Annotated in this window: 18 protein-coding genes; 10 read left to right on the forward strand and 8 right to left on the reverse strand. The window is 74.7% G+C overall.

Going from position 1 to position 25,736, the window contains the following annotated elements; genetic code table 11:
- Nucleotides 1-56 precede the first annotated feature (56 nt).
- Complete coding sequence (gene fbaA, locus ACFEMC_RS02150) at nt 57-1,079, forward strand: class II fructose-bisphosphate aldolase (protein ID WP_380173153.1); 1,023 nt, start codon at nt 57-59, stop codon at nt 1,077-1,079.
- A gap of 69 nt (nt 1,080-1,148) precedes the next feature.
- Here the strand turns inward: fbaA and ACFEMC_RS02155 are convergent, their stop codons facing one another.
- A complete protein-coding gene (locus ACFEMC_RS02155) occupies nt 1,149-1,562 on the reverse strand; it encodes an STAS domain-containing protein (protein ID WP_380173155.1) in 414 nt (137 codons plus the stop codon).
- Between the two features lie 330 nt (nt 1,563-1,892).
- On the opposite strand from ACFEMC_RS02155, the gene ACFEMC_RS02160 reads away from it, so the two are divergent.
- From ACFEMC_RS02160 to ACFEMC_RS02180, 5 genes are all read left to right on the forward strand, one after another.
- Nucleotides 1,893-4,322, forward strand: a complete 2,430-nt coding sequence (locus ACFEMC_RS02160) for a SpoIIE family protein phosphatase (RefSeq protein WP_380173157.1) — start codon at nt 1,893-1,895, stop codon at nt 4,320-4,322.
- Nucleotides 4,319-4,738, forward strand: a complete 420-nt coding sequence (locus ACFEMC_RS02165; RefSeq protein ID WP_380173160.1) for a DUF3151 domain-containing protein — start codon at nt 4,319-4,321, stop codon at nt 4,736-4,738. The genes ACFEMC_RS02160 and ACFEMC_RS02165 overlap by 4 nt, the downstream gene beginning before the upstream one ends.
- Nucleotides 4,735-5,769, forward strand: a complete 1,035-nt coding sequence (locus ACFEMC_RS02170) for an NAD(P)/FAD-dependent oxidoreductase (protein WP_380173162.1) — start codon at nt 4,735-4,737, stop codon at nt 5,767-5,769. Before ACFEMC_RS02165 ends, ACFEMC_RS02170 begins: the two co-directional genes overlap by 4 nt.
- 160 nt (nt 5,770-5,929) lie before the next feature.
- The gene (locus tag ACFEMC_RS02175) at nt 5,930-7,216 is read left to right on the forward strand and encodes an adenylosuccinate synthase (protein WP_380173164.1); all 1,287 of its coding nucleotides are present in this window, start codon (nt 5,930-5,932) and stop codon (nt 7,214-7,216) included.
- Nucleotides 7,217-7,223: 7 nt separating this feature from the next.
- A complete protein-coding gene (locus ACFEMC_RS02180) occupies nt 7,224-7,664 on the forward strand; it encodes a GNAT family N-acetyltransferase (RefSeq protein ID WP_380173166.1) in 441 nt (146 codons plus the stop codon).
- A gap of 16 nt (nt 7,665-7,680) precedes the next feature.
- On the opposite strand, the gene ACFEMC_RS02185 is transcribed toward ACFEMC_RS02180, so the two are convergent.
- From ACFEMC_RS02185 to ACFEMC_RS02200, 4 genes are all read right to left on the reverse strand, one after another.
- Nucleotides 7,681-8,904, reverse strand: a complete 1,224-nt coding sequence (locus ACFEMC_RS02185) for a GNAT family N-acetyltransferase (protein WP_380173168.1) — start codon at nt 8,902-8,904, stop codon at nt 7,681-7,683.
- Nucleotides 8,905-8,946: 42 nt separating this feature from the next.
- Complete coding sequence (locus ACFEMC_RS02190; protein ID WP_380173170.1) at nt 8,947-9,564, reverse strand: hypothetical protein; 618 nt, start codon at nt 9,562-9,564, stop codon at nt 8,947-8,949.
- Nucleotides 9,565-9,574: 10 nt separating this feature from the next.
- Entirely contained in the window at nt 9,575-9,982 is a 408-nt protein-coding gene (locus ACFEMC_RS02195) for a hypothetical protein (RefSeq protein ID WP_380173172.1), read from the reverse strand.
- Between the two features lie 133 nt (nt 9,983-10,115).
- Nucleotides 10,116-13,253 (reverse strand): MMPL family transporter, encoded by a 3,138-nt coding sequence (locus ACFEMC_RS02200; protein ID WP_380173174.1) that lies wholly within the window; start codon nt 13,251-13,253, stop codon nt 10,116-10,118.
- 236 nt (nt 13,254-13,489) lie between these two features.
- On the opposite strand from ACFEMC_RS02200, the gene ACFEMC_RS02205 reads away from it, so the two are divergent.
- Together ACFEMC_RS02205 and cls are read left to right on the forward strand one after the other, a co-directional pair.
- Complete coding sequence (locus ACFEMC_RS02205) at nt 13,490-14,074, forward strand: TetR/AcrR family transcriptional regulator (protein WP_380173176.1); 585 nt, start codon at nt 13,490-13,492, stop codon at nt 14,072-14,074.
- A gap of 7 nt (nt 14,075-14,081) precedes the next feature.
- Nucleotides 14,082-15,536, forward strand: a complete 1,455-nt coding sequence (gene cls, locus ACFEMC_RS02210; protein WP_380173178.1) for a cardiolipin synthase — start codon at nt 14,082-14,084, stop codon at nt 15,534-15,536.
- Between the two features lie 24 nt (nt 15,537-15,560).
- On the opposite strand, the gene aroC is transcribed toward cls, so the two are convergent.
- Nucleotides 15,561-16,799, reverse strand: coding sequence for a chorismate synthase (gene aroC, locus ACFEMC_RS02215; RefSeq protein ID WP_380173180.1), 1,239 nt, complete (start codon nt 16,797-16,799; stop codon nt 15,561-15,563).
- Nucleotides 16,800-17,009: 210 nt separating this feature from the next.
- On the opposite strand from aroC, the gene ACFEMC_RS02220 reads away from it, so the two are divergent.
- The gene (locus tag ACFEMC_RS02220) at nt 17,010-23,609 is read left to right on the forward strand and encodes an Ig-like domain-containing protein (RefSeq protein ID WP_380173182.1); all 6,600 of its coding nucleotides are present in this window, start codon (nt 17,010-17,012) and stop codon (nt 23,607-23,609) included.
- Here ACFEMC_RS02220 and ACFEMC_RS02225 read toward each other — a convergent pair.
- The gene (locus tag ACFEMC_RS02225; protein ID WP_367636377.1) at nt 23,590-24,066 is read right to left on the reverse strand and encodes an Lrp/AsnC family transcriptional regulator; all 477 of its coding nucleotides are present in this window, start codon (nt 24,064-24,066) and stop codon (nt 23,590-23,592) included. The two genes, ACFEMC_RS02220 and ACFEMC_RS02225, sit on opposite strands and share 20 nt — an antisense overlap.
- Before the next feature lie 106 nt (nt 24,067-24,172).
- Entirely contained in the window at nt 24,173-24,865 is a 693-nt protein-coding gene (locus ACFEMC_RS02230; protein ID WP_380173185.1) for a GntR family transcriptional regulator, read from the reverse strand.
- A 97-nt stretch (nt 24,866-24,962) separates the two neighbouring features.
- Here ACFEMC_RS02230 and ACFEMC_RS02235 point away from each other — a divergent pair, with 97 nt between their 5' ends.
- On the forward strand, nt 24,963-25,736 hold the full coding sequence (locus tag ACFEMC_RS02235; protein WP_380173186.1) for an IclR family transcriptional regulator: 774 nt from the start codon (nt 24,963-24,965) through the stop codon (nt 25,734-25,736).

Raw genomic sequence — 25,736 nt, forward strand, 5'->3', positions numbered from 1 at the left:
GTGGGAGCGTGGAAGGATCACCCCTGCCAGAGCCGTCGCACGGAGGAGTGCCCCCCATGCCCATCGCCACCCCGGACGTCTACGCCGAGATGCTGGACCGCGCGAAGGCCGGTTCCTTCGCCTACCCGGCCATCAACATCTCCTCCTCGATCACGCTGAACGCGGCCATCCGCGGCTTCGCGGAGGCCGAGAGCGACGGCATCGTGCAGGTCTCGACCGGTGGGGCCGAGTTCCTCTCCGGCACCACGGTCAAGGACATGGTGCTGGGCTCGCAGGCCCTGGCCGAGTACGCCCACCACGTCGCCAAGGCCTACGACGTGAACATCGCGCTGCACACCGACCACTGCCCCAAGGACAAGCTCGACGGGTTCGTCCGCCCGCTGCTCGCGATCTCCGCCGAGCGCGTCAAGGGCGGCCGCGACCCGCTGTTCCAGTCGCACATGTGGGACGGCTCGGCCGTGCCGCTGGACGAGAACCTGCAGATCGCCCAGGAGCTCCTGGCCCAGGCCGCGGCCGCCAAGATCGTGCTCGAGGTCGAGATCGGTGTCGTCGGGGGCGAGGAGGACGGGGTCGCGCACGAGATCAACGACAAGCTCTACACGACGGTCGAGGACGCCCTGGCCACGGTCGACGCGCTCGGCACCGGCGAGAAGGGCCGGTACATGGCCGCCCTGACGTTCGGCAACGTGCACGGCGTCTACAAGCCCGGTGGGGTCAAACTGCGCCCGGAGATCCTCAAGCAGATCCAGGACGAGGTCGGCTCGCGGGTCGGCAAGGACAAGCCCTTCGACCTCGTCTTCCACGGCGGGTCGGGCTCGTCGGCCCAGGAGATCAGCGACGCCGTCGACTACGGGGTCATCAAGATGAACATCGACACCGACACCCAGTACGCGTTCACGCGCCCCATCGTCGGCCACATGTTCACCAACTACGACGGTGTCCTCAAGGTCGACGACGAGGTCGGCAACAAGAAGGCGTACGACCCGCGCGCCTGGGGCAAGGTCGGCGAGACGGGCATGGCCGCGCGCGTCGTCGAGGCCGCGCAGAACCTCCGCAGCGCGGGCAAGTCGGTCAAGTGACCCGCTGACCGGACAGCAGTCGGCCCCGCTCACCGGCAGGTGGGCGGGGCCGACTGCTGCGTACCGGTCTCAGGCGGGCTGCGGCCCGTCCTCGTTCCCGGCGCTGCTCAGGCCCGGCTCCTCGTCGACGACGTCGAGCAGCTGGACGATGTTCGTCGTCTCGATGAGGAACTTCACCACGGCCGGGGGACGGATGAGCGTCACCCGGTGCGCCTTGGACCGCGAGGCCAGCCGTGCCAGGAAGGCCAGACCGGTCGAGTCCATGAAGGTCACGTGGTGGGCGTCGACCTGCAGCGGCCGGCCGGAGCTCAGGGCGTCCTCGGCGGCCTCGAGCAGGTCGGGGCCGAGCTCGGCGTCGATCTCGCCGGTGAGCACCACGCGGGTGGCCCGGGGTTCGTAGAGGACGTGCACCGAGCCCGGGTCCACCGAGCGCACCTGGGGCACCCGGGGCGCCTGTCCCGGCGGTGTCGCGTCGTTCGTCATGGGTCCTCCGAAAGGTCCGCACCCTGTACCGCTGAGCCCGGCTCTCTTCAGGCAGCGGACGACCGTCCCGCGCGGTCTTCCACCACGCGGGTGAGGCGGGCGCCCCGGCGCCTCCTCGACGCGCGGTCCGTCCGACCCCCCTGCATGCTATCGACGCCGGATCGGCACCCGTGCCGTGCCCGCGGACGGTTGGTCCTGCGGGGCTCGGGGGGCCGAACTGGTCATCCGACCGCCGGACACCCCCGGCCGTCGGGCAGACTCCAGCACGACCCGGCGACACGACCCGCCGCCCGTCCGCCGTCCGTTCCGCCACAGCGAGGAGCCCCGCCCATGCCGGCCAGCAGTCTGCAGGCGCTCGCCCTGGGCGAGCCCGCTGCCGTGCTGCTGCTGGCGCCCGGGTCCGGGACGCTGCTGGCCGCGGACGCCGGGGCGCGGGGGCTCGCCGGTGGACGGGGCCTGCCGCGGACCCTGGAGGACTTCCGCGTCGCGGCGGGCCTTCCCGCGGCGACCGTCTGGCAGGCCGCCGCTGCGGGCCGTGCCGTCCTCGGTGAGCTGCTGGCGGGGGACCTGTGGTGCAGCGCCGACCCCGTGCCCGGGCGTGAGGAGGTCGTGGTCGTCCTGGCGCCCGTCGACCGGGTCCACGCGGCCACGAGCGGTGCCCCCGTCGTCGCGGCGGCACCCGGGGCGGCCCTGTCCGCCGTGCGGGACGGCCGCCTGGTCGTCGACGCGGTCGACGGGGCCTGGACCCGCACCACGGGCGTCCCGGCCGAGGACGTCGAGCACCGGCCGGCCCACCACCTCGTGCGCACCCGCGACCAGCGGGCCCTGGCCGAGCTCGACCGCGCGCTCGTCAGCCCCGACCCGGTGACCCTGACCGTCCTGGACCAGCGCGCCGACGGCACCGACTTCCTGCACCACGTCCGCACCGTGCCGCTCCTCGACCGCGCCGGTGCCGTCTGCCACGTCCTGACCTGGCACAGCGACGTCACCCGCCGCACCGCCGTGGACCGGACCGCGGGGGCCCGCCTCGACGTCCTCACCCGCCTCGACGCCGTCGTCGGCGACGCGGTCGACGGGCCGCGCGACCCGGGGACGCCGCCCGCCCCGCCCGACGCGGACCGGGTCCTGCAGGACGTGGCCCGCGTCCTCGGCGACCAGCTCGTCGCCGGTGCGCTCGTCGTCCGGGTGCACGAGCGGTCCGGGCGCACCCACCTCGAGGTGGTCGCCGCGCACGGCAAGCGGCTGCACGCGCTCCTGGGCCGGCGCCTGTCCCGCGGCCGGGCCGCCGCGCCCGACCCGCTGCTGGACGCCTGCACGCGGGAGCTGACCGACCTCGGCGACGTCCCGCAGGAGCCGGGCTCGGTGGCCGAGTGGCTGCACGGGATGTGCACGAACTCCGACGACCCCGGGGTCGTCGCGGCGGGCACGTCCGCGCTCGCCGTCCCGTTGAGAGGGCAGCAGGACGTCCTCGGGCTGCTCGTCGTGTGTCCGCACTCGACCGGGCTGGCGCCGCAGGACCGCGCCGTCGTGGTGGGTGCGGCGGCGCGGACGGCCCTGCTGCTGGAGAACGCTCGACTGCACGCACGGGAGCACGACTTGGCGGAGACGTTGCAACGCAGCCTGTTGCCGGACGCGGCGGGACTCGTCGGCATCGACGGGCTCGACGTCTGGACCTTCTACGCGCCCAACGCCGACCACTCGCAGGTGGGCGGCGACTGGTACGACGTGCTGCCTGCCCCGGCCGACGGCAGCGGCAGCGCGGTGGCCGGGATCGTCGTCGGCGACGTCGTCGGGCATGACGTCGAGGCGGCCGCGGCCATGGGGCAGATCCGCTCCGTCGTCCGCTCCGCGGCGCACGACGTCGACGACCCCGGCAGCGTCCTCATGCGCGTCGACCAGCTCGCGGGCGGGCTCGGGATCGGCCGGATGGCCTCCCTCGTCTACGCGACGCTGCAGCGCCTGGACGACGGCGGCTGGGAGATGGCCTGGTCCAGCGCCGGGCACCTGCCCCCGCTGCTGCGGCGCGGTTCCGGGGCCGGATCGTCCGCAGGCCACCGCGTCGAGGTGCTCAGCGAGGCGACGGGCACGCTCGTGGGTCTGGGCGAGCGACCGCGTCCCACCCGGGAACGCGCGCTGTCCCCGGGCGACGTCCTCGTCCTCTACACCGACGGCCTCATCGAAACGCGCTCGCGGCCCATGCGCGACGGCCTCGAGGTGCTCGTCGAGGTGCTGGCCCGCTCCAGCGCCCGCGACGCCGCCGGCATCGGGGAGGAGCTGCTCGCCGGCCTCGGGGAGACACCCGAGGACGACACCGCGATCGTCGTGGTCCGCGTGCCGGAGGAGTCCGAGCGCGACGGCGAGCCGCTGCCCACGGCCGACACCCCGCGTCGGCGTCGCTGGCAGCTGCCGTCCGAACCGTCCTCGATCGGCAAGGCGCGGCACGCGACGTTGCGCGCCTGCGCCGTCTGGGGCCTGGACTGCGGACCGCGCGCCGAGATCGTCGTCTCCGAGCTCGTCGCCAACGCGGTCCTGCACGGCTGGGGCGCGATCGGCCTGCGCCTGTTCGACCTCGAGGGCCACCTGCGCATCGAGGTCGAGGACGACAGCCCCGAGCAGCCGCAGGTCGTCGACGCGCGCCCCGACGGCGGTGGCGGCCACGGGATGCGCCTCGTCGCATCGCTGGGACGGTGGGGGAGCACACCCACCCGGCGCGGCAAGATCGTCTGGGTCGAGATCAGCACTGGAGAGGACCGAGCGTGAGCACCGGCACCAACCTCCTCGGAGGACCCCCGCCCACCCACCTGCCCGCGAACCCCGAGGTCGACGACGCCCTGGCGGCGGGGACCGACCCGGCCGCGGTCGCGGCGGCCCACCCCGCGGCGTCGCTGCCGTGGGCGCTGCTGGCCGAGCGCGCGCTCGTCGAGGGGGACTCGGTGACGGCGTACGCCTTCGCCCGCACCGGCTACCACCGCGGGCTGGACGCGCTGCGCCGGGCGGGGTGGCGCGGGCACGGGCCGGTGCCGTGGGCGCACGAGCCGAACCGCGGGTTCCTGCGGGCGCTGGCGGCCCTGCAGCGGGCTGCGCAGACGATCGGCGAGACCGAGGAAGCGGTGCGCTGCACCACCTTCCTGAACGACTGCGACCCGGCCGCCGCCCGCGAACTGCTGCCCTCGTGACCGACGTCACGACGGTTGACCCCGCCCGTCCCGTCCTGGTGGTGGGGGCGGGGATCTCCGGACTCGCCTGCGCCCGTGCCCTCACCGAGGCCGGGGTCCCCGTGCGCGTCGTCGACCGCGGTCGGCGCAGCGGCGGGCGCATGAGCGGCCGCCGCGTCGAGAGCACCGGCGGCGTGCGCGTCGTGGACCTCGGCGCCTCCTACTTCACCGTCTCCGGGGACGGGGACTTCTCCCGGCTCGTCGCGGGCTGGGAGGAGCGTGGCCTGGCGCGGCCCTGGACCGACACGTTCGCCGTGCTCGACGGGTCCGGCGGGGAGTCCCGCTCCTCGTCGGGTCCGGTCCGCTGGGCCTCCCCGACGGGGCTGCGCAGCCTCGTCGAGGACCTCGTCGCACCGCCCGGAGCGACCCCGCTCGACGTGGTGCAGGGCATCGACGTCGAGGGCGTCTCCAGCGGCGACGACGGTCCCGGCATCGACGGTCGCGGCGCCCCCGCGGTCGTGCTCGCCATGCCCGACCCGCAGGCCGCCGACCTGCTGCCGCGCATGGTCGCCACCCGGCTGGACGTGTCGGCCCGGTGGAACTGGCGGCCCTGCATCGCCGTGTACGCCGGCTGGGAGCAGCGCTGGTGGCCCGACTTCCACGGGGCCTTCGTCAACGACTCCGACCTGCTCGTCTTCCTCGCGGACGACGGTTCGCGCCGCGGTGACGGGGCCCCGGTGCTCGTCGCGCACACCGCGCCCGACGTGTCCAGCGAGCACCTCGACGCCCCCGCGAGCATCGTCCCGTCGGTGCTGGAGTCCCTCGGGCCCCTGTTCGGCGTGAGCGGGGCACCGGCCCCCACGTGGGCCCGGGCGCACCGCTGGTCGCTCGCCAGTCCGCTGCGCCAGCACGAGGACGCCGTGTTCGGCTTCGACGAGGAGAGCGGCATCGGGGTCTGCGGCGACGCCTGGGGCGAGCGGTCCAAGGTGCAGACGGCCTGGGAGTCCGGGACGGCGCTCGGACGGCACCTCGCCGAGCGCTTCACGGGCTGAGACAGCGACCGGGTCACCGGCCGGGTCACGAGGAGGTCGCCGCAGGTCCACCACCCGGTAAGCTCGTCGTGGTCTGCGGTGACCACCCCCTGAGCTGGGCCGGTGGTCCGTGGGGCCGTGCAGGACCCGGACAGTCGTCACCAGGAAGCAGGGGATCTGAATGCCCGCGATCGTGCTCGTCGGCGCCCAGTGGGGGGACGAGGGCAAGGGCAAGGCCACCGACGCCCTCGGCGCACGCGTGGACTACGTGGTGAAGTTCAACGGCGGCAACAACGCCGGGCACACGGTCGTCGTCGGCGACGAGAAGTACGCGCTGCACCTGCTCCCCAGCGGCATCCTCACCCCGGGTGTCACGCCCGTCATCGGCAACGGCGTGGTCGTCGACCTCGAGGTGCTGTTCCACGAGATCGACGCCCTCACCGCGCGCGGGGTGGACTGCTCGAAACTCCTGCTGTCCGCCTCGGCCCACGTCATCGCGCCGTACCACCGCGTGATGGACCAGGTCACCGAGCGCTTCCTCGGCAAGCGCAAGATCGGCACGACCGGCCGCGGCATCGGCCCGACGTACGCCGACAAGATCAACCGCATCGGGATCCGGGTCCAGGACCTCTTCGACGAGTCGATCCTGCGGCAGAAGGTCGAGGGTGCGCTCGACCAGAAGAACCACCTGCTGCTCAAGGTCTACAACCGCCGCGCGGTGTCGGTCGACCAGACCGTGGACACCCTGCTCTCCTACGCCGAGCGCGTCCGGCCCATGGTCCGCGACGTCAGCCTGGAACTGTCCCGCGCCCTCGACCGCGACGAGATCGTCCTGTTCGAGGCCGGGCAGGCGATGATGCTCGACATCGACCACGGCACCTACCCGTACGTGACGTCGTCCAGCGCCATCGCGGCCGGCGCCTGCACGGGCGCGGGGATCCCGCCGAACCGCATCGACCGGATCATCGCCGTCGTCAAGGCGTACACCACGCGCGTCGGCGAGGGGCCGTTCCCGACGGAACTGCTCGACGCCGACGGCGAGAAGCTGCGCCAGGACGGCGGGGAGTACGGCACCACGACGGGCAGGCCGCGCCGGACCGGCTGGTACGACGCGGTCATCTCCCGGTACGCCGCGCGCATCAACGGCGTCACCGACTTCGTGCTCACCAAGCTCGACACCCTCACGGGCTGGGAACGCATCCCCGTGTGCGTGGCGTACGACGTCGACGGGGTCCGCTACGACGAGATCCCCATGTCGCAGAGCGACTTCCACCACGCGACGCCGGTCTACGAGTACTTCGACGGCTGGACCGAGGACATCTCCTCGGCGCGGTCGATGGCGGACCTGCCGAAGAACGCCCAGGCGTACGTCGAGGCGCTCGAGCAGATCTCCGGGGCACGGATCAGCGCCGTCGGCGTCGGCCCGGACCGCGAGCAGACCGTCGTCCGGCACGACCTCCTGGGCTGAGTCGCCGATGAGTTCCCTGCAGGTGCGGGAGGCGGCTCTCGCCGACCTCCCGCCCGCGGTGCTCTACGCGCTGCTGCGGTTGCGCGTCGACGTGTTCGTCGTCGAGCAGGAGTGCGCCTACCCCGAACTCGACGGCCGGGACCTCGAACCCACCTGCGTCCACGTGTGGGCCGACGTCGACGGGACCGTCGCCGCGACGTTGCGCGTGCTGCGCGACGCCGACGGCCGCGGCCGCATCGGCCGTGTCGCGACGGCGCGGGAGTTCCGCGGTGCCGGGGTCGCGGCGCGGTTGATGGAACGCGCGCTGGAACTGCTCGAGGGTTCCGACGTGGTGCTCGACGCGCAGGCGCACCTGCAGCACTGGTACGCCCGCTTGGGTTTCGTCGCGCAGGGCGAGCTGTTCCAGGAGGACGGCATCCCGCACGTGACGATGGTGCGCACCGCCTGAGCCCGACGGCGCCGCGTCAGAAGACGTGGTGCGACCAGGGCGCCCGGTCGGTGCGGAACACCTCCTCCGCCCGGGCCACCATCTCCTCGTTTCGCGCGCGGAGGCGCCCGGCCCGCACCAGGTCCCGGGGCGGGACACCGCCGAGGTACAGGGACCCCAGGTCGCTGACGTCCAGCACGAGGTCGGGTTCCCGCGTCGTCGTCGTGCACTCCGCGGAGCCGTCCACGACCGTGAGCTCGTACCGGGAGACCTCCTCCAGGAACGGGTCCTCGACCTGCAGGACGAGCGTCCCGCTCCCGGCCCACCCGCGGGCCCGCAGCGCGGCCGGGACGTCGAGGACCCGGACCCACAACCAGGGTTCGTCGCCGCTGGAGGCGACCGCGTCGTGGTCGACCAGCTGCCAGCGCAACGGGTGGTCGGTCGGGGCCTGCGGGAACACCACCTCGCGCACGAGGTCGTGCCCCAGGACGAACCGGTCGAGGACCTCCTGCACGACGTCGTCGGCGGTGATCGTCTCGTCGACGGTGAGGACGCCGTCCTCGAGGGAGTAGCTCACGTACCCGTCAGGACGGCCGGCGGCGTTGCGGTGCAGGCCGATCCAGCGCTGGTCCCGGGACACCGGCGGGTGCCCGGCGCCGCGGGCCCACCACCGGTGGGGTCGGTCCAGCGCCCCGACCCGGGCGAGCCGGTGCTGTTCGTAGACCTCCTCGAGGGCCGGGACGCAGTCCTGTCGACGGACGACCTCGACCGTGCCGCGGTCGTCGCGAACTCCCGGCCCGAGCCGTTGGTCGTCGAACGCGGCCCGCGCCCGGGTGACCGTCACCCGGCGGCTGAAGGTGGCCGGCCCGTAGCCGAAACGCCGGTAGATCGTCGGTTCCATCGCCAGCAGCACCGCGACGCACTCGCCGCGGGCGCGGAGGTCCTCGAGTTGCCGGCGCATCAGGGCGGTCGCGGTGCCGCTGCGCCGGTGCGAGGGCACGACCCCGACGTTCGTCACCCCGGTGGTCGGAACCCGGGTCCCGCCGGGGAGGGTCAGCTCGAACGAGTACCCCGCGGCCGTCCCCACGGGCCGGCCGTCGTCGGTGACGGCGAGGAGGTTCCGCTCCATCTCCAGGACGGACCAGAACACGCCGCTGCCGTCCTCCTCGGGCTGTGGCGGGAACCGCGCGAAGGCGGCGTGGAGGGTCTCGACGAAGACGTCGAGGTCGGCCGGGGTGGTGGCGCGGACGGTGACGGGCACTCGCGCACGCTAGGGAACGTCCGTGCCGGTGTCACCGGGGTTTCACGACGAGGGAGCGCCGGTCCCGGCCGCTCGCGCGCGGCGGCACAGGAGGACCGTCACGGCGAGGACGACCGCCGCGACGACGGCGGCGGTGCCGGCAGCCGCCTGGTGCGTGAGGACGGCGAGCACGAGGACGACGGCGGCGGCCGCGAGCATCGGGACGGCGCGCGTCCACCACACCGACGGCGGTTCGGGCTGGGGGCGGTCGGCCGAAGGCACCCAGGCGGCGACGAGGGCGGCGGCGACGAGGAACCACGCGCCGAACGACCACGATCCGCGGTGCCCCGTCGTCTGAACCACGGCCACGGCGGTGAGCACGAGCGCTGTCGCGCTCCAGAAGACGAGGTCCGCCGGTACCGGGACCGGCGAGGCGTCGCGCAGCGGGACGTGCCACCAAGCCCGCCTGCGCAGCCAGCGCGCCGCGACCTGGAGGCCGATCGCCGCGAAGACCGACGCGCTCTGCACAACGTCGGGCGTGCGCACGGTTCCCGAGGACATCAGGGCCAGGACCAGCACGGCGGCGAAGTCGCTCGACATGCCGCCCGCGTAGAGGACTCGTCCCGCGCCCCGCGTCCGCAGCGGGTGGTTCCCGGTGGTCGGGATGAGTTCCTGGGTCATCGACGTCCCCTCACAGTCCGCGGTTCTTCAACGTCTTGTGCAGCGCCTGCCGGGTGACCCCCAGCAGGTCGGCCAGCTCGACGAGGCTGTGGTCCTGCACGAGGTCGGCGAGCAGCCCGGCCCGCGCCGCCGCCACGTGCGAACGCAGGACGGACGCGGCCGCGTCCACCTCGGCGAGCACCAGGACGGCCCCGAGCGGCCCGCCGCAGTCGGCGATCCAGTCCCGGTCGGTCGGCTGCCCGGCGAGCTGTCGCAGCAGGCCGTCGCCGTGGTCGGCGAGGGCGGCGGCGACGACGGCGGGGGAGGTGCACCGCTGCAGGCGGTCGGCGACGGCGGGTGCGGCCGGGTCGTAGGGCAGTCGGTGGGTCAGCACGGCGAACCACTCGTCGTCCTGCACCGCCTCGCGCACCTCGTCCACGACAGCAGTGAACCCAGGGTTGACGACGGCGTCAACCCTGGGTTCAACCGAGGGCGGAAAACACACCTTCCGCCCTCGGTAGCGGCTCCTGAAGGGCGGAAAAAGCGTTTGCCACGGGGTGGGTGGGGGTGAATCAGGAGCGGGCGGCGCCGTCCGGGTCGCGCTGGGCGGCGTGGCCGAGGCGCACCTCGACCTCGCGGTGGCCGCCGTCGGCGACCTCGACGGGCGTCGCCACCGGCGGGAAGCCGGCCGCGGTGAGCGTGTACCGGCCGCGGGTGAGGTCGTCGAAGGCGAAGGCGCCGTCCACGTCCGTCGTCGCGGTGTCCACGACCGACCCGCCCTCGTCGACGAGCGTCACGGACGCCTCGGCGACGGGGGAGCCGTCGGCCGTGCCGACCGTCCCCACCAGGCGCCCCCCGGCGCTCAGCGTCACGTCCAGCTCGACGTCCCCGCCGTGGTCGACCTCCAGGGTCTGCGCGACGGGCCGGAAGCTCGAGGACAGCACGGACAGGACGTAGCTGCCGGCCACGAGGTCGCCGACGCGGTACCGGCCGTCCTCGTCGGTCCGGGTGGTGGCGACCACGGCGCCCTGGACGTCCAGCAGCGTGATCACGGCACCGGCGACCGGGCCGTCCGCGCTCCGCAGGACCCCGTGCAGCGCGGCGCTCCCGACGAGGCGCACGTCGTGGCGCACCGTCCGCCCGGCGACGGGCACGAGGTGCGCGACGGGGCGGGCGTCGGCCGCGGCGACGATGAGGACGAACGTCCCGCCGGCCTCCAGGGGCAAGGAGAAGAACCCGACCTCGTCGGCGGCCGTGCGCGCGAGCTGCCGTCCGGAGTGGTCGGTGACGGTGAGCACCGCGCCCTCCAGCGGCCGTCCCGCCGGGTCCCGCACGAGGCCCACGACGCCGAGCGGCAGGTCGTTGAGCACCCGCTCCACGCGCTGCTCGGCCGGCAGGCCCTGCGGAGGCCCGTCCGGGGCGTCCTCCGGGTGCCGGCGCTCCTCGCGCGGGGTCGGGACCTCGGCGGGCGCGGCGGCGACGGCCGTCCCCGTCGCGACGGCCGTGGTCCCGCCGGCCTCGCGGGCAAGCATCGCCTCCAGGCCGCGGCCCTCGGCGTCGACGTTCGGCACGAGCCGGCCCATCCAGCGCGGCATCCACCACGCGGCCCGGCCGAGCAGGGTCAGCGCCGCCGGCATGATCACCATGCGGACGACGAGGGCGTCGGCGAGGACGCCGACCGTCAGCGCCATGCCGATGGACCCGATGATCTGGTCCCCGCTCGTGGCGAACCCCACGAACACGCCGGACATGATGAGCGCCGCCGCCACGACGACGGGCGCCGAGCGGCGGAACCCCGCGAGCACCGCGTCCTTCGGGCTGCGGCCGTGGGCGTGCTGCTCGTGGATCGCCGAGACGAGGAACATCTGGTAGTCCATCGCGAGCCCGAACAGGATGCCGACGACCAGCACCGGCATGAAGCTCAGCAGCGGCCCGGGCTGGGCGACCTGGAAGACGTCCGACAGCCAGCCCCACTGGTAGATCGCGACGACGGACCCGAGCGAGGCGCCGAGGGAGAGCAGGAACCCGACCGTCGCCAGCAGCGGCACCGCGAGCGAGCGGAACAGCATGATGAGCAGGAACAGCGCGAGCACGACGATGATCGCGATGTAGACGGGCAGGGCGCCGTTGAGCGCGTCCGTGACGTCGATGTCCAGGGCCGTCTGGCCGGTGACGAGGACGCTCGCGCCCGACGTGTCGTCGGTCGCGGACCGGATGGCCCGCACGAGGTCGCTCGTCTTCTCGTCGGTCGGCCCCGAGGCGGGGACGACCGTGATGAGCTGGGCGGTGCCGTCCTGGGACGGGACGGCCGGGACGACGGCGGCGACGTCCGGCAGGCCCTGGACCGTGGTGGCCACCTGCCCGGCCGCGGTCGCGACGGCGGACGCGTCGCTGCCGTCGACGAGGACCAGCAGTGTGGACTGCGAGCCGGGGCCGAAACCCTCGACGAGCAGGTCGTAGGCCTGGCGCTGGGACGTCGCGGGGTCTGCGTTCTCGGCCGAGGGCAGCGCCGTGCGCATCGAGGCGACGGGGATCGCGACGGCCCCGACCGCGACGACGGCCAGCAGCAGGGCGATCACCGGGTGGGCCGTGACACCGCGCACCCAGCGGCCGAGGAACCCGCGGCCGGCGAGGTCCACCGTCGCGTGGTCGTCGCTGTCGGCCACGGCCCGCAGCCCGGCGCGGTCGAGGCCGCGTTCCTTCTTCGGCAGGACGCGCATCCCGAGCACCTTGAGGAAGGCGGGCACCGCGGTGAGGGCGACGAGCACGGCGACGGCCACCGTGGCGGCCGCGGCCAGCCCCATCTGCGTGAGGAAGGGGATGTTCACGACCGAGAGGCCGACGAGGGCGATGACGACGGTGGTGCCGGCGAAGACGACCGCCGTCCCGGCCGTGCCGGTGGCCTTGGCGATCGCGAGGTCGAGCTCCTCCCCGCGCCGCAGCTCGGTCCGCGTGCGGGCGAAGACGAAGAGCGCGTAGTCGATGCCGACGGCCAGGCCCAGCATCCCGGCCAGGGCGGGCGTCGTGGTGGACAGCGAGACGACCTTGCCGAGCGCGGTGATGCCCAGGACGCCGAACCCGACGCCCAGGCCCGCGGTCAGCAGGTTGGCGCCCGCGGCCGCGAGCGAGCCGTAGGTGAGGACCAGGACGAGGGCCGCCACGGCGACGCCGATGGCCTCGCTGGTGTGCCCGGCCTCGGTCTGCTGGACCTGCGAGGTCACCTCGACGCGCACGCCGTCGACCGTGCGGTCGGCCACGCGCTCGAGGGCGTCGGCCTGGGCGGCCGTCACGTCCCCCACGGTCCCGTCGAAGGTGACGCGGGCCGCGGCGATGCGGCCGTCGCGCGAGACCATCGGGCTCTGCTGGGCGAACGGGTCGGTGACCGAGGCGATCCCGTCGAGGCGGCCGACCTCGGCCACGACGCCCTGGACCACCGTCGCGTTCGCGGCCGTCAGCGTCTGGCCCTGCGGGGCCTGGAAGACCACGGTCGCCGTTGCGTTGTTCGCCCCGCTGGAGAACTTCTGCTCGAGCAGGTCCAGGCCGTCGCTGGCCTGGGTGCCCGGGATCGAGAAGCTGGTGTCCTTGGCGGCCGTCTGGTTCAGGCCGAACGCCAGCCCGGCCAGCGCGGCCACGAGCGCGGCCCACACGGCGAGCACCAGCCAGTGGCGACGGGCGCTGAACCGCCCGAGTCGGTAGAGCAGCGTGGCCATCGGGCGGGCTCCTTGGGGAGGCGGGGAGGGGTCCGTCGGCTCCGGTGGCGACGAGGAACGTGCTGTTCGGCTCATCGACGGTACCCCGGCGGCGGGGGTGTCGCCAACGGTTCGCGCTAGTCGATCGGCTAGTTCCGAGGGCCGTCGACGTCCTCCGGAAGTCGTACCGCGGGCGGTGCCGACGTCCACGGATACAGTTCGTCCCACGCGGCGCACAGCCACGAGCGAGGAGACCCATGACGACGACGGCCGGCGAGGCTCGGCCCGCCGGGCCGGGGCGGCAGCGGTTGCACGAGGCGGCGCTCCGGTTGTTCTCCGAGCACGGGGTGAGCGGGACGTCGCTGCAGATGATCGCCGACGAGGTCGGGGTGACCAAGGCGGCCGTCTACTACCACTACCGGACGAAGGACGAGCTGGTCGTCGGCGTCGTCGCCCCGTTCCTCGACCGCGTGGCCGACGTCCTCGAGGCCGCCCGGGCGCGACGCGGCCGTCGGGCCCAGGTCGAGGTCCTGCTCGAGGGTCTCGTCGACCTCATCGTCGACGTCCGCCGCCTGTACGTCGTCGCCGCGGTGGACCCCGTCATCGCGCACCTGCAGGAGCACTACCCCCGGATGCGCGAGATCGGGGACCAGTTGCGGGAACAGCTCGCCGGTCCCGACGCCGACGCAGAACGCCGGGTCGCGGTGGTGTTCTTCCTGTCCGGGCTCGTGGGTCCGCTGGGCGACGCGTCGTGCCGCGACATCCCCGACGAGGACCTGCGCCGGATCCTGCTGGGGACCGGACGCCGTTCCCTGCTGCCGCGCCGGGCCTCGCGCACGTGAGCCGGCGGTGACCACGATCGCGGTGCTCAGCGAGCTGCTCGTCGTCGTCGACTACGCCGTGAAGGTGTGGGCGATCGGGACGGTCCCGGAGGACCGTCGGCCCGGGTCCTCCTCGGCCTGGTTGCTCCTCATCCTCTTCCTGCCCGTCGTTGGGCTGCCCCTGTTCCTCCTGCTGGGCAGCCCGTACGTGGCGGGCCGCCGGCACCACGTGCAGCAGCTGACGAACCAGGTCATCGCCGACAGCGTCGTGGACATGCCCCTGATCCCCGAGGGCGTCGTCGTCGATGAGCACCTGCGCAGCCTGCTGGGGCTCAACCGCCGGCTCACGTACCTGCCGTGCGTCGTGGGGGACCACCGGCGGTTGCTGGCCGAGGACGAGTTCGTGCCCGCGCTGGTGCGCGCCGTCGACCGCGCCGAGCACACCGTGCACGTGGAGTTCTACATCGCCGCCCTGGACCCGACGACGGAACCCTTCTTCGACGCCCTGCGCCGGGCGGTGGCCCGCGGGGTGCGGGTGCGGTTCCTCTACGACCACCTCGGTGCCCGGGGTTACCCCGGACACCCGCGGATGAACGAGCGCCTCACCGCGGACGGGGTGGAGTGGCACCGCATGATGCCCATCGACCCGTTGCGCCGTCGCTGGCGCCGGCCGGACCTGCGCAACCACCGCAAGCTCGTCGTGGTGGACCGCCGCACGGGTTTCGTCGGGTCGCAGAACCTCATCGACCCCGGGTACCTGAGGCGCCGGCACGTCCGTGCGGGCCGGCGCTGGGTCGACCTGAACGTGGAACTCACCGGCTCGGTCGTGCAGTCCCTGGAGGAGGTGTTCGCGACCGACTGGTTCGCCGAGACGAGCGAGGTCCTCACGGAGGTGGCCTCCGCGGCCGAGCAGAGTTCCCCGGGCGGTTCCCGCGGGGCGTTCCAGGTGGTCCCGTCCGGACCGGGCTACCCGACCGAACCGAACCTGCGGATGTTCTGCGCGCTCATCCACGCCGCGACGCGGAAGGTGTCGATCGTCAGCCCGTACTTCGTGCCCGACGAGGGTCTGGAGCAGGCGGTCACCACCGCGTCCTACCGCGGGGTCGAGGTGGAACTGTTCGTCTCGGAGAAGGCCGACCAGTTCATGGTCCACCACGCGCAGCGGTCCTACTACTCCTCGTTGCTGCGCGCCGGAGTGCGGATCCACCAGTTGCCCGCGCCCGCCGTCCTGCACGCCAAGGTGCTCGTGGTGGACGGGGAGCGGGCCGTCATCGGGTCCAGCAACATGGACATCCGCTCGTTCAACCTCGACTACGAGGTCTCGCTGCTCGGCCTCGAACCGCAGTTCGTCGCCGACCTCGCCGCGGTCGTCGACGACTACCGCGACCGGTCGGTGGAACTGACGGCGCAGGAGTGGGCGCGCCGCCCGTTCCGGCAGCGCTACGTCGACAACGTCATGCGCCTGACCGCTGCGCTGCAGTGACTCACGCACCCCTCGCGGGTCGGATCAGGCCGTGGGGGCGACCTTGACCTCGAGGCCGTCGAGGTAGCTGCGGACGTTCGCCCGGACCTGCTCGACGTTGTCGCCGCCGAACTTCTCCACGACGGCGTCGGCGAGCACGAGCGCGACCATGGCCTCGGCCACGACGCCCGCGGCCGGGACCGCGCACACGTCCGAGCGCTGCGCGATCGCCTGCGCCGCACCGCCCGAGGAGGTGTCCACGGTGTCGAGGGCGCGGGGGACCGTCGAGATGGGTTTCATGGCGGCGCGGACGCGGAGCACCTCGCCGTTCGTCATGCCGCCCTCGAGGCCGCCCGCGCGGTCGGTGCGGCGCCGGACGGTGAAACCCTCGGTCCCCTCGCCGCCGTCGACGCGCTCGATCTCGTCGTGGGCCTGCGAACCCCGGCGGCGGGCCGTCTCGAAACCGTCACCGACCTCGACGCCCTTGATGGCCTGGATGCCCATGAGCGCCGCGGCCAGGCGCGCGTCGAGCTTGCGGTCCCAGTGGACGTAGGACCCCAGGCCCGGCGGCAGGTCGTGGACGACGACCTCGACGACGCCGCCGAGGGTGTCGCCCTCGCCGTGGGCGGTGTCGATCTCGGCGACCATCCGGGCGCTGGCCTCGGGGTCGGCGCAGCGCACCGGGTCGGCGTCCACGGCGTCGCGCTGCCCGCGCGCGGGGACGGTGCCCTCGGCGACCGCCTGGGTGCCGATGGAGACGACGTGGGAGAGGACCTCCGCCCCGACCGTCTGGGCCAGGAAGGCGCGGGCCACCTCGCCCAGCGCCACGCGCGTCGCGGTCTCGCGGGCCGAAGCGCGCTCGAGGACGGGACGGGCGTCGGGGAAGCCGTACTTCTGCATCCCGGTCAGGTCCGCGTGCCCGGGACGGGGGCGGGTCAGCGCGGCGGCGCGGCCGCGGGCGGGGATGCGGCCGGGCTCGTCGTAGCGGCGGCCGTCGGCGTCGGCCGGGTCGGCCGCCATCACCTCCTGCCAGCGGGGCCACTCGCTGTTGCCGATGCGCAGCGCGACCGGGCCGCCCTGGGTGCGGCCGTGCCGGATGCCGCCGATGACCTCGAGCTCGTCCTGCTCGAAGTTCATCCGGGCGCCGCGGCCGTGGCCGAGGCGGCGGCGCGCGAGCGCCTGGCGGATCTGCGCGCTGTCGACCTCGACCCCGGCGGGGAGGCCTTCGAGGATGCCCGCCAGCGCGGGGCCGTGCGATTCACCTGAGGTCAGCCAGCGCAACACGCGCCCGATTCTGCCGTACCCGCCGCGGCCCACCGTCCGCGCCGGGGCCCTGCACCGTGCGCTTGATGGGCCGAACGGGTGGATCCGCTCGTTCTAGAAGATCCCTCCGGCCCGGTCGCTCCAGTCCGGACGGTCGTCGTCCGAACCACCTCTAGAAGTTCTAGATGTCACGTCCTCGTGGCGTGGTGGATCGGAAGTGAGGTGGTCCGGGTGCCCCAGTCGCGCCCCGTCACGGTCGTGGTGCTGCCGCGTCCGAGCGTCCCGCTGGCGGCCGTCGCCGCCCGCGGTCGGCACGCCCTCGCGGGCCTCGTCGCGCTGTCCATCGGCGTCGGCCTCCTCGGCGGGCCCTTCGCCCCCGCCGCCTCCGCCTCGCCGGTCTCCTCGCTGTGGTCGGCCACCAGCGGCGCGACGCTCGCCAAGGTCGGGATCTCCGCCGCCACCCTGAACGTCGCGGACGTCCGCGTCGGGCTGGCGGTGGGGAGGGCGGACTCCAGCACGACCAGGCGCGTCGTCGCCGACGTCGGCACCCTCGCCGCCAACGTCGCCGGCCTGTCGGTGCCCGTCGCCGTCGCCCACCAGGAGGGCCCGGCCGACAACCCGACGCCCGTCGTGAACGGCGTCGGGGCGGGCGTCTCGGGAGGCCTGCTGAGCGTCCAGGCCGTCAAGGGCTCGGCCGGGGCCCGCTGGGCCGGAGATGCCGTCTGCCTGCCGAACAGCGTCGACCTGACGACGACGACGACGGAGACCGCCGGCCTCACGGTCGGCACGCTCGTCGGCACCGGCGTCCTGAAGACCTCCACGACGACGGGCTTCACCGCCGCGGACGCCTCCCGTCGGGTGGGAGTGCGGGGTTCGTCCACCACCCAGTCCACCGACGTCACGCTGACCGGCGGTGTCGTGGTGCACGTCCCGAGCCAGACGGCGTCCGTCTCCGCGTCGGGGACGCCTGGCGGAGCCGTCGCGAACTTCTCCGACAACCCCGCGACCGTGAGCGTCGGCGGAGGCACGCCCCTGACCCTGGCCAAGGGCACCTCCCGCAGCATCACCCCCGTGGCGGGGACCACGCTCGCCATCACCTACAACGGCGCCAGCAAGGTCCAGGCGACCGACGGCCGGTCGGCGTCCGTCACGAGCCCCGGTCTGCTGACCGTGACCGCGACCGTGTCCGCCCTCGGAGTCGCCGTCACCTCCACCACCGTCGACCTCTTCCCCCTCAACACCACCGTCGCCGCCCCCGCCGGCGGCGTCGACTGCACCGTCCCCGCCCCCGTCATCACCGCCCCCGCCGACGGCACCGTCCACACCTCCGGCGCCGTCGCCGTCAGCGGCACGGGCGTCCCGGGTGCGACCGTCACCCTCAAGCGCGGCGCGACCACCGTCGGCACCGCCACCGTCGGCCCGGCCGGCACCTGGACGACGACCGCGACCCTCCCCGACGGCCCGACCTCCCTCACCGCGACGCAGACCGCCTGGTCGCAGCCGTCCGGCGCCTCCGCCGCCATCGCGCTGACCGTGGACAGCACCCCGCCCGCGGCGCCGGTCATCACCTCGCCCGTCCCGACCGCGCCCGTGCGCACCGCGACGTACCAGCTCACCGGCACCGCCGAGCCGGGCAGCGCCGTCACCCTCTCCCGCGGCGCGGACACCTTCGGGCCGGTCACCGCCGACGCCGGCGGCGCGTGGACCCTCCTCGTCACCCTCGTCGAGGGCCCGAACACCTTCACCGCCACCGCGAAGGACGCCGCCGGCAACGCCTCGACCGCCTCCGCCGGCTGGACGGTCACCGCCGACACCACCGCCCCCGTCACGCCGGTCGTCACCGCTCCGGCCTCCGGCACCGTCACCCGGAACACCGCCCCCGTCGTGTCCGGCACCGCCGAGGCCGGGACGACCGTCACCGTCCTGACCGCGGCCGGCGCGACCCTCGGCACGACGGCCGCCGACGGCTCCGGCCGCTGGACCCTCAGCCCGGCCGGCGCCCTGCCCGAGGGCCCCTCCGCCCTCTACGCCGTCTCCGCGGACGCGGCCGGCAACCAGAGCACCTCCGCCCAGGTGCTCGTGACCGTCGACTCCCAGGCCCCGGCCGCTCCCGGCGTCACGACGCCCCAGGACGGCTCGTCCGCCGCGGTGACCGCCACGTCGGTGACCGGGACCGGTGAACCGGGCGCCACCGTCGCCGTCGTCGTCGACGGCACCTCCTTCGGCACGACCACGGTCGACGCCGCGGGCCGCTGGACCGTCACCGGCACGCTGCCCGCGGCCGTCGGCCCCCACTCCGTCGCCGTCGCGCAGACCGACGCGGCGGGGAACACCTCGCTGCCGACCACCGTCCGCTACACCGTCACCGCACCGGCCAACACCGTCAGCGTGCCCGTCGTCGCGGCGCCCACCGGGACGTCCCTCGAGACGGCGAACACGGTGCGCGGCAGCGTGTCCGGCGCCCTCCCCGGCGACACCGTGACGGTCGTCGTCGCCCCCGCGGCCGGCACGACCGGCAGCACCCGCACCCTGACCGCCACGCTCGACCCCGCCACCGGCGCGTTCGCGGCGCCCGTGACCCTCGGCGACGGCGGCTGGATCGTCACCGCCACGCACACGAGCGGTGCAGACACTTCCGACGCCAGCGCGCCCGTGCTGCTGACCGTCGACTCGACGCGTCCCGACGCCCCCGTGGTCACCGCCCCGGCCGCCGGCACGACGGTCACGACGTCCACCCCGCTCGTCACCGGCACCGCCGAACCCGGCTCCGTCGTGACGCTCACCGTCGGCGGCCAGGACGTCGGGTCCGGGCAGGCCGGCCCCGACGGCTCCTTCGCCGTCGTCGTCGCCGCGCTGCCCGAGGGGCCGGTCACCCTCACCGCGAACGCGAAGGACCCCTACGGCCGCAACTCCTCCGCGACCCAGCGCTCCTTCACCGTCGACGCCCTCCCGCCGGCCCCGGTGACCATCACCGCCCCCGCCCCCGACGCCGCGCTGAACGGGCCCGTCACCGTCGCGGGGACCGACGCCGACCCCGGCGCGACCATCACCGTCCGCGACGAGCTGGGCCGCGTCCTCGGCACGGCCACCGCCGACGCGCAGGGCGAGTGGTCCGTCGCCGCCGGCACGCTGCCCGACGGGCGCCACACCGCCACCGCCGAGCAGGTCGACCGGTTCGGACGCCCCTCGGCGCCCACGAGCGTCAGCTGGACCAGCGACGCCACCGACCCCGACGCCCTGACGGTCGCCTCCCCGCTGGGGACCGTCGCCGTGCGCGACACCGTCCCCGCCGTGAGCGGTGCGGGCGCCGAGCCCGGCGCCACCGTCCGGCTCCTCGCCGCCGACGGCACCGAGCTGGCGACCGCCCCGGCCGCCGCCGACGGCACCTTCGCCCTCACCCCCGTGGCCCTGCCCGCCGGAACCCCCGAGGGTCCGCTCACCGTGACGGTGGTCCAGGTCGACGCGGCCGGCAACGAGTCCGCCCCCGCCCCCGTCCAGCTCACCGTGGACACCTCCGCGGCGCCGCCCGCCGTGACCGCGCCCACCGCCGGCACGACGACCCGCGACACCCGCCCGTCCGTCAGCGGCACGGCCGAGCCCAACGGGTCCGTCGTCGTCACGCTCGACGGCACCGCCCTGCCCGCCACGCCCGTGGCCGCCGACGGCACCTGGGTCCTCCGGCCCGGCACGGCGCTCGCGGACGGCGCGCACACGCTGACCGCGGTGCAGACCGACGCCCTCGGCAACGTCTCCGCGGCCTCCGCGGCCGTCACGTTCACCACCGACACCACGGCCCTGCCGCCCGTCGTGACGTCCGCGCTGATCGACACCACCGGCGCCGGGACCGTCGCGGGCACCGCCGAACCCTTCGCCCACGTCGTCGTCCGCACCGCGACGGGCACCCTCGTCGGCGAGGCCGACGCCGACGCCCAGGGGGTGTGGAGCTTGCGCGGCAACGGGTTGACGCTGCTGACGATCCTCACCGCCGTCCAGACCGACCCGGCGGGGAACACGTCCGCGCCGGCCCTCGGCCTGCACGTCTCGCTCGGCCCGGTGAGCACGCCGACGCCGACCGCCACGTCCACCACCACGTCCACCACCACGTCCACCGGGACGCCCACGGACACGTCCACCGGTACCCCGACGGACACCGCCACCGCCACGGACGTCCCGACCGCCTCGGCGTCGCCGACGACGAGCGGTGCGGTGTGCGGGATCCCGGTGCTCGGTGGGCTGCTCTGCCCGACGGACTCCCCGACCACGACCGCGTCCCCGACGGACGCGACGACGGGCCCGTCCGCGACGGCCACCGCCACGGACGTCCCCACCGCCACGGACGTCCCCACCGCCACGGACGTCCCCACCGCCTCGGCGTCGCCGACGACCAGCGGTGCGGTGTGCGGGATCCCGGTGCTCGGTGGGCTGCTGTGCCCCACGGACACCCCGACCGACACCCCGACGACCACGCCCACCACCACCCCCACGGGCGTCCCCACCGACCCGGGCAGCACCACGGTCCCGACGAGCACTCCGACCAGCACTCCGACCAGCACCGTGACCAGCGGTCTGTGCGACCTCCTGGGCGCGGCCGCCCTGTGCCCGACGGCGAGCGGGACGCCCACCACGTCGACCCCGACGGACCTGCCGACAGGGACCCCGACCGGCACCCCGACCACCGCACCGACGGGCACCCCCACCGGCACGCCCACCGGAACGCTCTGCGACCTCCTCGGCGCACCCGTTTGCGCGACCTCCGTGCCGACCACCTCGGTGCCGACGACCTCCGTGCCGACCACCTCGGTCCCGACCACGAGCACGCCGGTGGTCACGCCGACCGTCACGGTCACGGTCACCCCGACCGGCACCCCCACGGTGACCACGCCCACCGCGCCGGCCACCCCGGCGGCGCAGGGACCCTCCATCGTGGTCCCCGTCGACGGGTACGTGACGGCGCAGGGCCACCAGCTGGTCCGCGGTCGCGCGGCACCGGGCAGCACCGTCATCGTCAAGGACGGCGCGACCGTCCTCGGCACCGTCGTCGCCGACGCCAACGGCATGTGGACCATCGCGCCCACGACCGCCTTCACCACCGGGACGCACGCCCTGACGGCCACCCAGGTGAGCGCCGACGGCAAGCGCGCGACGTCGGCCGTGAACCGGCTGACGGTCACCGCCGCCGCCGGTGTGGGGCCCGTCATCACCGCGCCCATCACGGGCACCGTGACGCCGAGGACCCGTCCGACGTTCTCCGGCACGGCGGCCCCCGGGTCGACCGTGACGCTGCGGACGCTCGACGGCCGGGTCGTCGGGACCGCCGTCGCCACGGCCAGCGCCGCGGACCCGACGGTCGGCACCTGGGTCGTCCCCTCCGGCATCGACCTGCCCACGGGGGACACGACGGTCGTCGCCACCCAAGTCCTGGGCGGGGTCGCCAAGACCTCGAACACGACCACGGTGACCATCGACCCGAACGCTCCGGCTCCGGTCGAGATCGACACCCCGCTCGACCTGACGGTGAACACCACCGGCCACGAGACCGTGACCGGCACCGGTGAACCCGGCGGCGTCGTCCGGCTCGTGACGAACTCGAGCACCGACCACGACTTCGGGCAGATCCTCGTGGGCGCGGACGGCCGTTGGAGCGCCGACCACGTCGACATCGACACGGGCATGCGGTACGTCGTGGCCCACCAGGACGTCGAGTGGGGTCCGGGCATGGTCACGAAGAGCGCGACCCGCTCGGGCTCGACCCCGGCCACGACCCAGGAGCGGGGGACCGTCCGTCTCCTGTCCTCGCGCACGGTCACGCTGCTCGCCGACGACACCTCGACCACCACGGTGAGCTCGACGTCGCAGACGGTCCGTCTCCTGCGGGCCGCAGCCGCCGCCACGCCGGCCGTCGCGCCGCCGACGGTCCTCACGCCGACGGAGGGTCAGGTCCTGGCGGGCAACCGCCCGACCATCACGGGCACCGGGGAGCCGGGGGCGACGATCACCGTCCTCGACTCCGCCGGCAACGTCCTCGGCGTCGCGCTCGTCGCGGCCGACGGGACGTGGAGCCTGGTGCCGGCCAGCCCGCTGCCCGTGGGGACGACGTCGATCCGCGCCGTGCAGACGCTCGCCGACGGGACCGCCGTCGGGACGAGCGAGGTGCGCAGCTTCGTGGTGCCGCAGTCCGCGGCCGGCGCCCCGCTGCCGACCGACCCGACCCTGCCGACCGCTCCGGGGGCACCCGCCCCCGGGACCGCGGCGGTCAGCCCGGCTCCCTCGTCGGCCTCGTCGGCCCAGCCGGCCCCGGCGACGGCGGCACGCCCCGTCAGCGGGTCGGCGACGACCGCCCGCGCGGCCTCCGGGTCGGCGAGTGCGGTCAAGGCGGCGGGTGCCGCGGTGACGCGACTGGCCCGCACCGGGGCCGATGCGAAACCGCTCGGGATCGGGATCGCCCTGCTCCTGCTCGGGATCGGCGCGATCGTCGCGGCCCGCACCGGCCGTCGCCGGTCGGCCCGCACGACGACGGTCGCGCTGACGGACACCGTCCCCGAGGACGCGGAGACGCCCGGTCGTGGCGCTGACCCGTTGCCGCGCAGCCGGTCGACCCGGACGGACGCACGACGGGGACCGGGAACGGCCGTCCTCGACCGGCCCGCGACCAGCGCACCCCAGCGGCCGTGGCAGGGACCGGATGCCCTGTCCGGCCTGCCGGGCCTGGCGGTCGGCCCGGCCACGGGCCGGAAGGGACCGGTCACGCGGCGCAGACGGCCCGCCGACCACCTGCCCCGGGGTCGGGGCGGGCGGCCGAGGGCGGCCGGCGTCAGTCCGCGAGGTCGGTGAGCAACGGGTCCACCCGGTAGGGGACCAGTTCGCGCATGGCCAGGGAGGTCCTCGTCCGGACGACACCGGGGATGGACAGGACCTCCTGGCCGACGCGGTAGAGGTCGTCGGCGTCCCGGGCGACGATGCGGCACATGAGGTCGCCGTCGCCGGTGATGCCGTGCACCTCGAGGACCTCGGGGGTCTCGCGCAGCCGGCGCAGGGTGTCCTCCTGCTGGCCCTGGTGGATCTCGATCATGACGAACGCCGAGACCGAGAAGCCCAGGGCCGCGGGCGCCAGCCGCCGGGAGAACCGGTGCAGCACACCGTCGGACTCCAGCCGTTCCAGGTGGGCCTGGACGGTGCCGCGGGCCAGGCCGAGCTGGCGCGACAGGCCGAGCACGGTCGCGCGCGGGTCCTCGTCCAGCGCAAGGAGGATCCGGGCATCGATGGAGTCGAGGCGGCGCACGGACGACATCTTGGCGCATCGTCCGCCCGCTGCGGCGGACAATGTGCGCACCGAGGTGTGCGTCACCTGTGCACCGGGCGCTCCGGTGGCGGGGTCGGAGCCGCACCGAGGGTCGTCAGAGGACCTGACGGACCGACTCCTCGAAGCCCGTGACGTGGGCGAGGGCGAGCTCGGCCGCGCGGTCGGCGTCGCCCGCGACGATCGCCTCCAGCAGCTCCACGTGCTCACCGACGTGCCCGGCGAAGTCCGGCAGCCGGTCCAGGACGAGGCACCAGATGCGCGTGGCGAGGTTGTCGAGCCGGACGAGCACGTCCTGCAGGTAGGGGTTCTGGCTGTGCCGGTAGATGCTGCGGTGCACCTCGACGTCGTGCTCCATGAGCTCGCGCTGGGTGAGGTCACCGCCGTCGACGGCCGCGTGCAGCGTCGCCACCGTCCGCGCCAGCGTCCGCATCTCCTCGCGCGCCGCGGGGCCGGCACGGCGGGCGGCGGCGGCCGCGGCCGCCGGTTCGAGCGCGCGCCGGACCTCGGAGATGTGGCCCAGGTCGGTCATGTCGACGGTCGTGGCGAAGGTCCCGCGGCGCGGGTAGGCGACGACGAGCCGGTCCACCTCGAGGCGCTTGAGGGCCTCGCGGACGGGGGTGCGGCCGACGCCGAACTCCTTGGCCAGCAGGTCGTCGTTCAGCGGTTCACCGGGCCGGATGTCGAGCACGACGAGCCGGTCACGCAGGCGTTCGTAGGCGACGTCCGCCAGGGACTGCGCTGCGGGAGAAGTCTCCTGACCCGCGCGGGCGGTCGTCGGTGCGCTCACGACCTCACCCTACGCGTCGTCTGGTACACCAGTCCCGGTGCAGGGTCCGGCGACGACCCCGGCCCGGGATCCGCGGCCCTCCTGAGACCATGACGCCATGACCGGCACCCCCGACGCGCGCACCTCCCCGGTGCAGTCCGTCGACCGGGCGGTGACCGTCCTGGAGGTCCTCGCCGAGCTCGGCGAGGGTGGCGTCACCGAGATCGCCCAGCGGCTCGAGGTCCACAAGTCGACCGCGTTCCGCCTCGTCACGGCCCTGGAGGCGAGGGGGCTGGTCGAGCAGGTCGGCGACCGCGGCAAGTACCGCCTCGGCATGGCCGTCGTCCGGCTCGCCGGCGCCGTGACCGACCAGCTCGACGTCACGCGGCGCTCCCGGGCGGCCTGCGAGGAGCTCGCGGCGACGACGGGGGAGACGGTCAACGTCGCCCTCGCCGACGGCGACGCGGCCCTCAACGTCGACCAGGTCCGCGGTGCGTCGTCCGTCGTCACCCACAACTGGATCGGTGAGCGCACCCCCCTGCACGCCACGTCCAGCGGCAAGGTCCTCATGGCGTTCTGCGCCCCGGTGCGGGCCGCGGGCACCGCCGGTCGGCTGCGCCGGTACACGGACGCCACGACGACGCGCCGGCGCGACCTCGAGGAGCAGCTCGACAAGATCGCCGTCGACGGGTTCGCCACGACGACGGAGGAGCTCGAGGTCGGGCTCAACGCCGTCGCGGCTCCCGTGCGGGGGGCCGACGGCGAGGTCCTGGCGGCCCTCAGCGTGTCCGGCCCCTCGTACCGCCTCACGGCCGACCGGTTGCGCGAGATCACGCCGGCGGTGGTGGCCGCGGCCGACCGCGCCTCGGCCGCCCTCGGCTGGCGCGCCTGA

The sequence above is a fragment of the Kineococcus sp. DHX-1 genome (assembly GCF_042473625.1).
In the GTDB taxonomy this organism is placed as follows: domain Bacteria; phylum Actinomycetota; class Actinomycetes; order Actinomycetales; family Kineococcaceae; genus Kineococcus.

Coding starts and splice junctions, on each gene's coding strand:
- ACFEMC_RS02225 (WP_367636377.1), bottom strand. CDS start 24,066: ATGTCGTCCGTGCGCCGCCTCGACTCCATCGATGCCCGGATCCTCCTT.
- ACFEMC_RS02175 (WP_380173164.1), top strand. CDS start 5,930: ATGCCCGCGATCGTGCTCGTCGGCGCCCAGTGGGGGGACGAGGGCAAG.
- ACFEMC_RS02200 (WP_380173174.1), bottom strand. CDS start 13,253: ATGGCCACGCTGCTCTACCGACTCGGGCGGTTCAGCGCCCGTCGCCAC.
- ACFEMC_RS02155 (WP_380173155.1), bottom strand. CDS start 1,562: ATGACGAACGACGCGACACCGCCGGGACAGGCGCCCCGGGTGCCCCAG.
- fbaA (WP_380173153.1), top strand. CDS start 57: ATGCCCATCGCCACCCCGGACGTCTACGCCGAGATGCTGGACCGCGCG.
- ACFEMC_RS02205 (WP_380173176.1), top strand. CDS start 13,490: ATGACGACGACGGCCGGCGAGGCTCGGCCCGCCGGGCCGGGGCGGCAG.
- ACFEMC_RS02190 (WP_380173170.1), bottom strand. CDS start 9,564: ATGACCCAGGAACTCATCCCGACCACCGGGAACCACCCGCTGCGGACG.
- ACFEMC_RS02180 (WP_380173166.1), top strand. CDS start 7,224: ATGAGTTCCCTGCAGGTGCGGGAGGCGGCTCTCGCCGACCTCCCGCCC.
- ACFEMC_RS02160 (WP_380173157.1), top strand. CDS start 1,893: ATGCCGGCCAGCAGTCTGCAGGCGCTCGCCCTGGGCGAGCCCGCTGCC.
- ACFEMC_RS02235 (WP_380173186.1), top strand. CDS start 24,963: ATGACCGGCACCCCCGACGCGCGCACCTCCCCGGTGCAGTCCGTCGAC.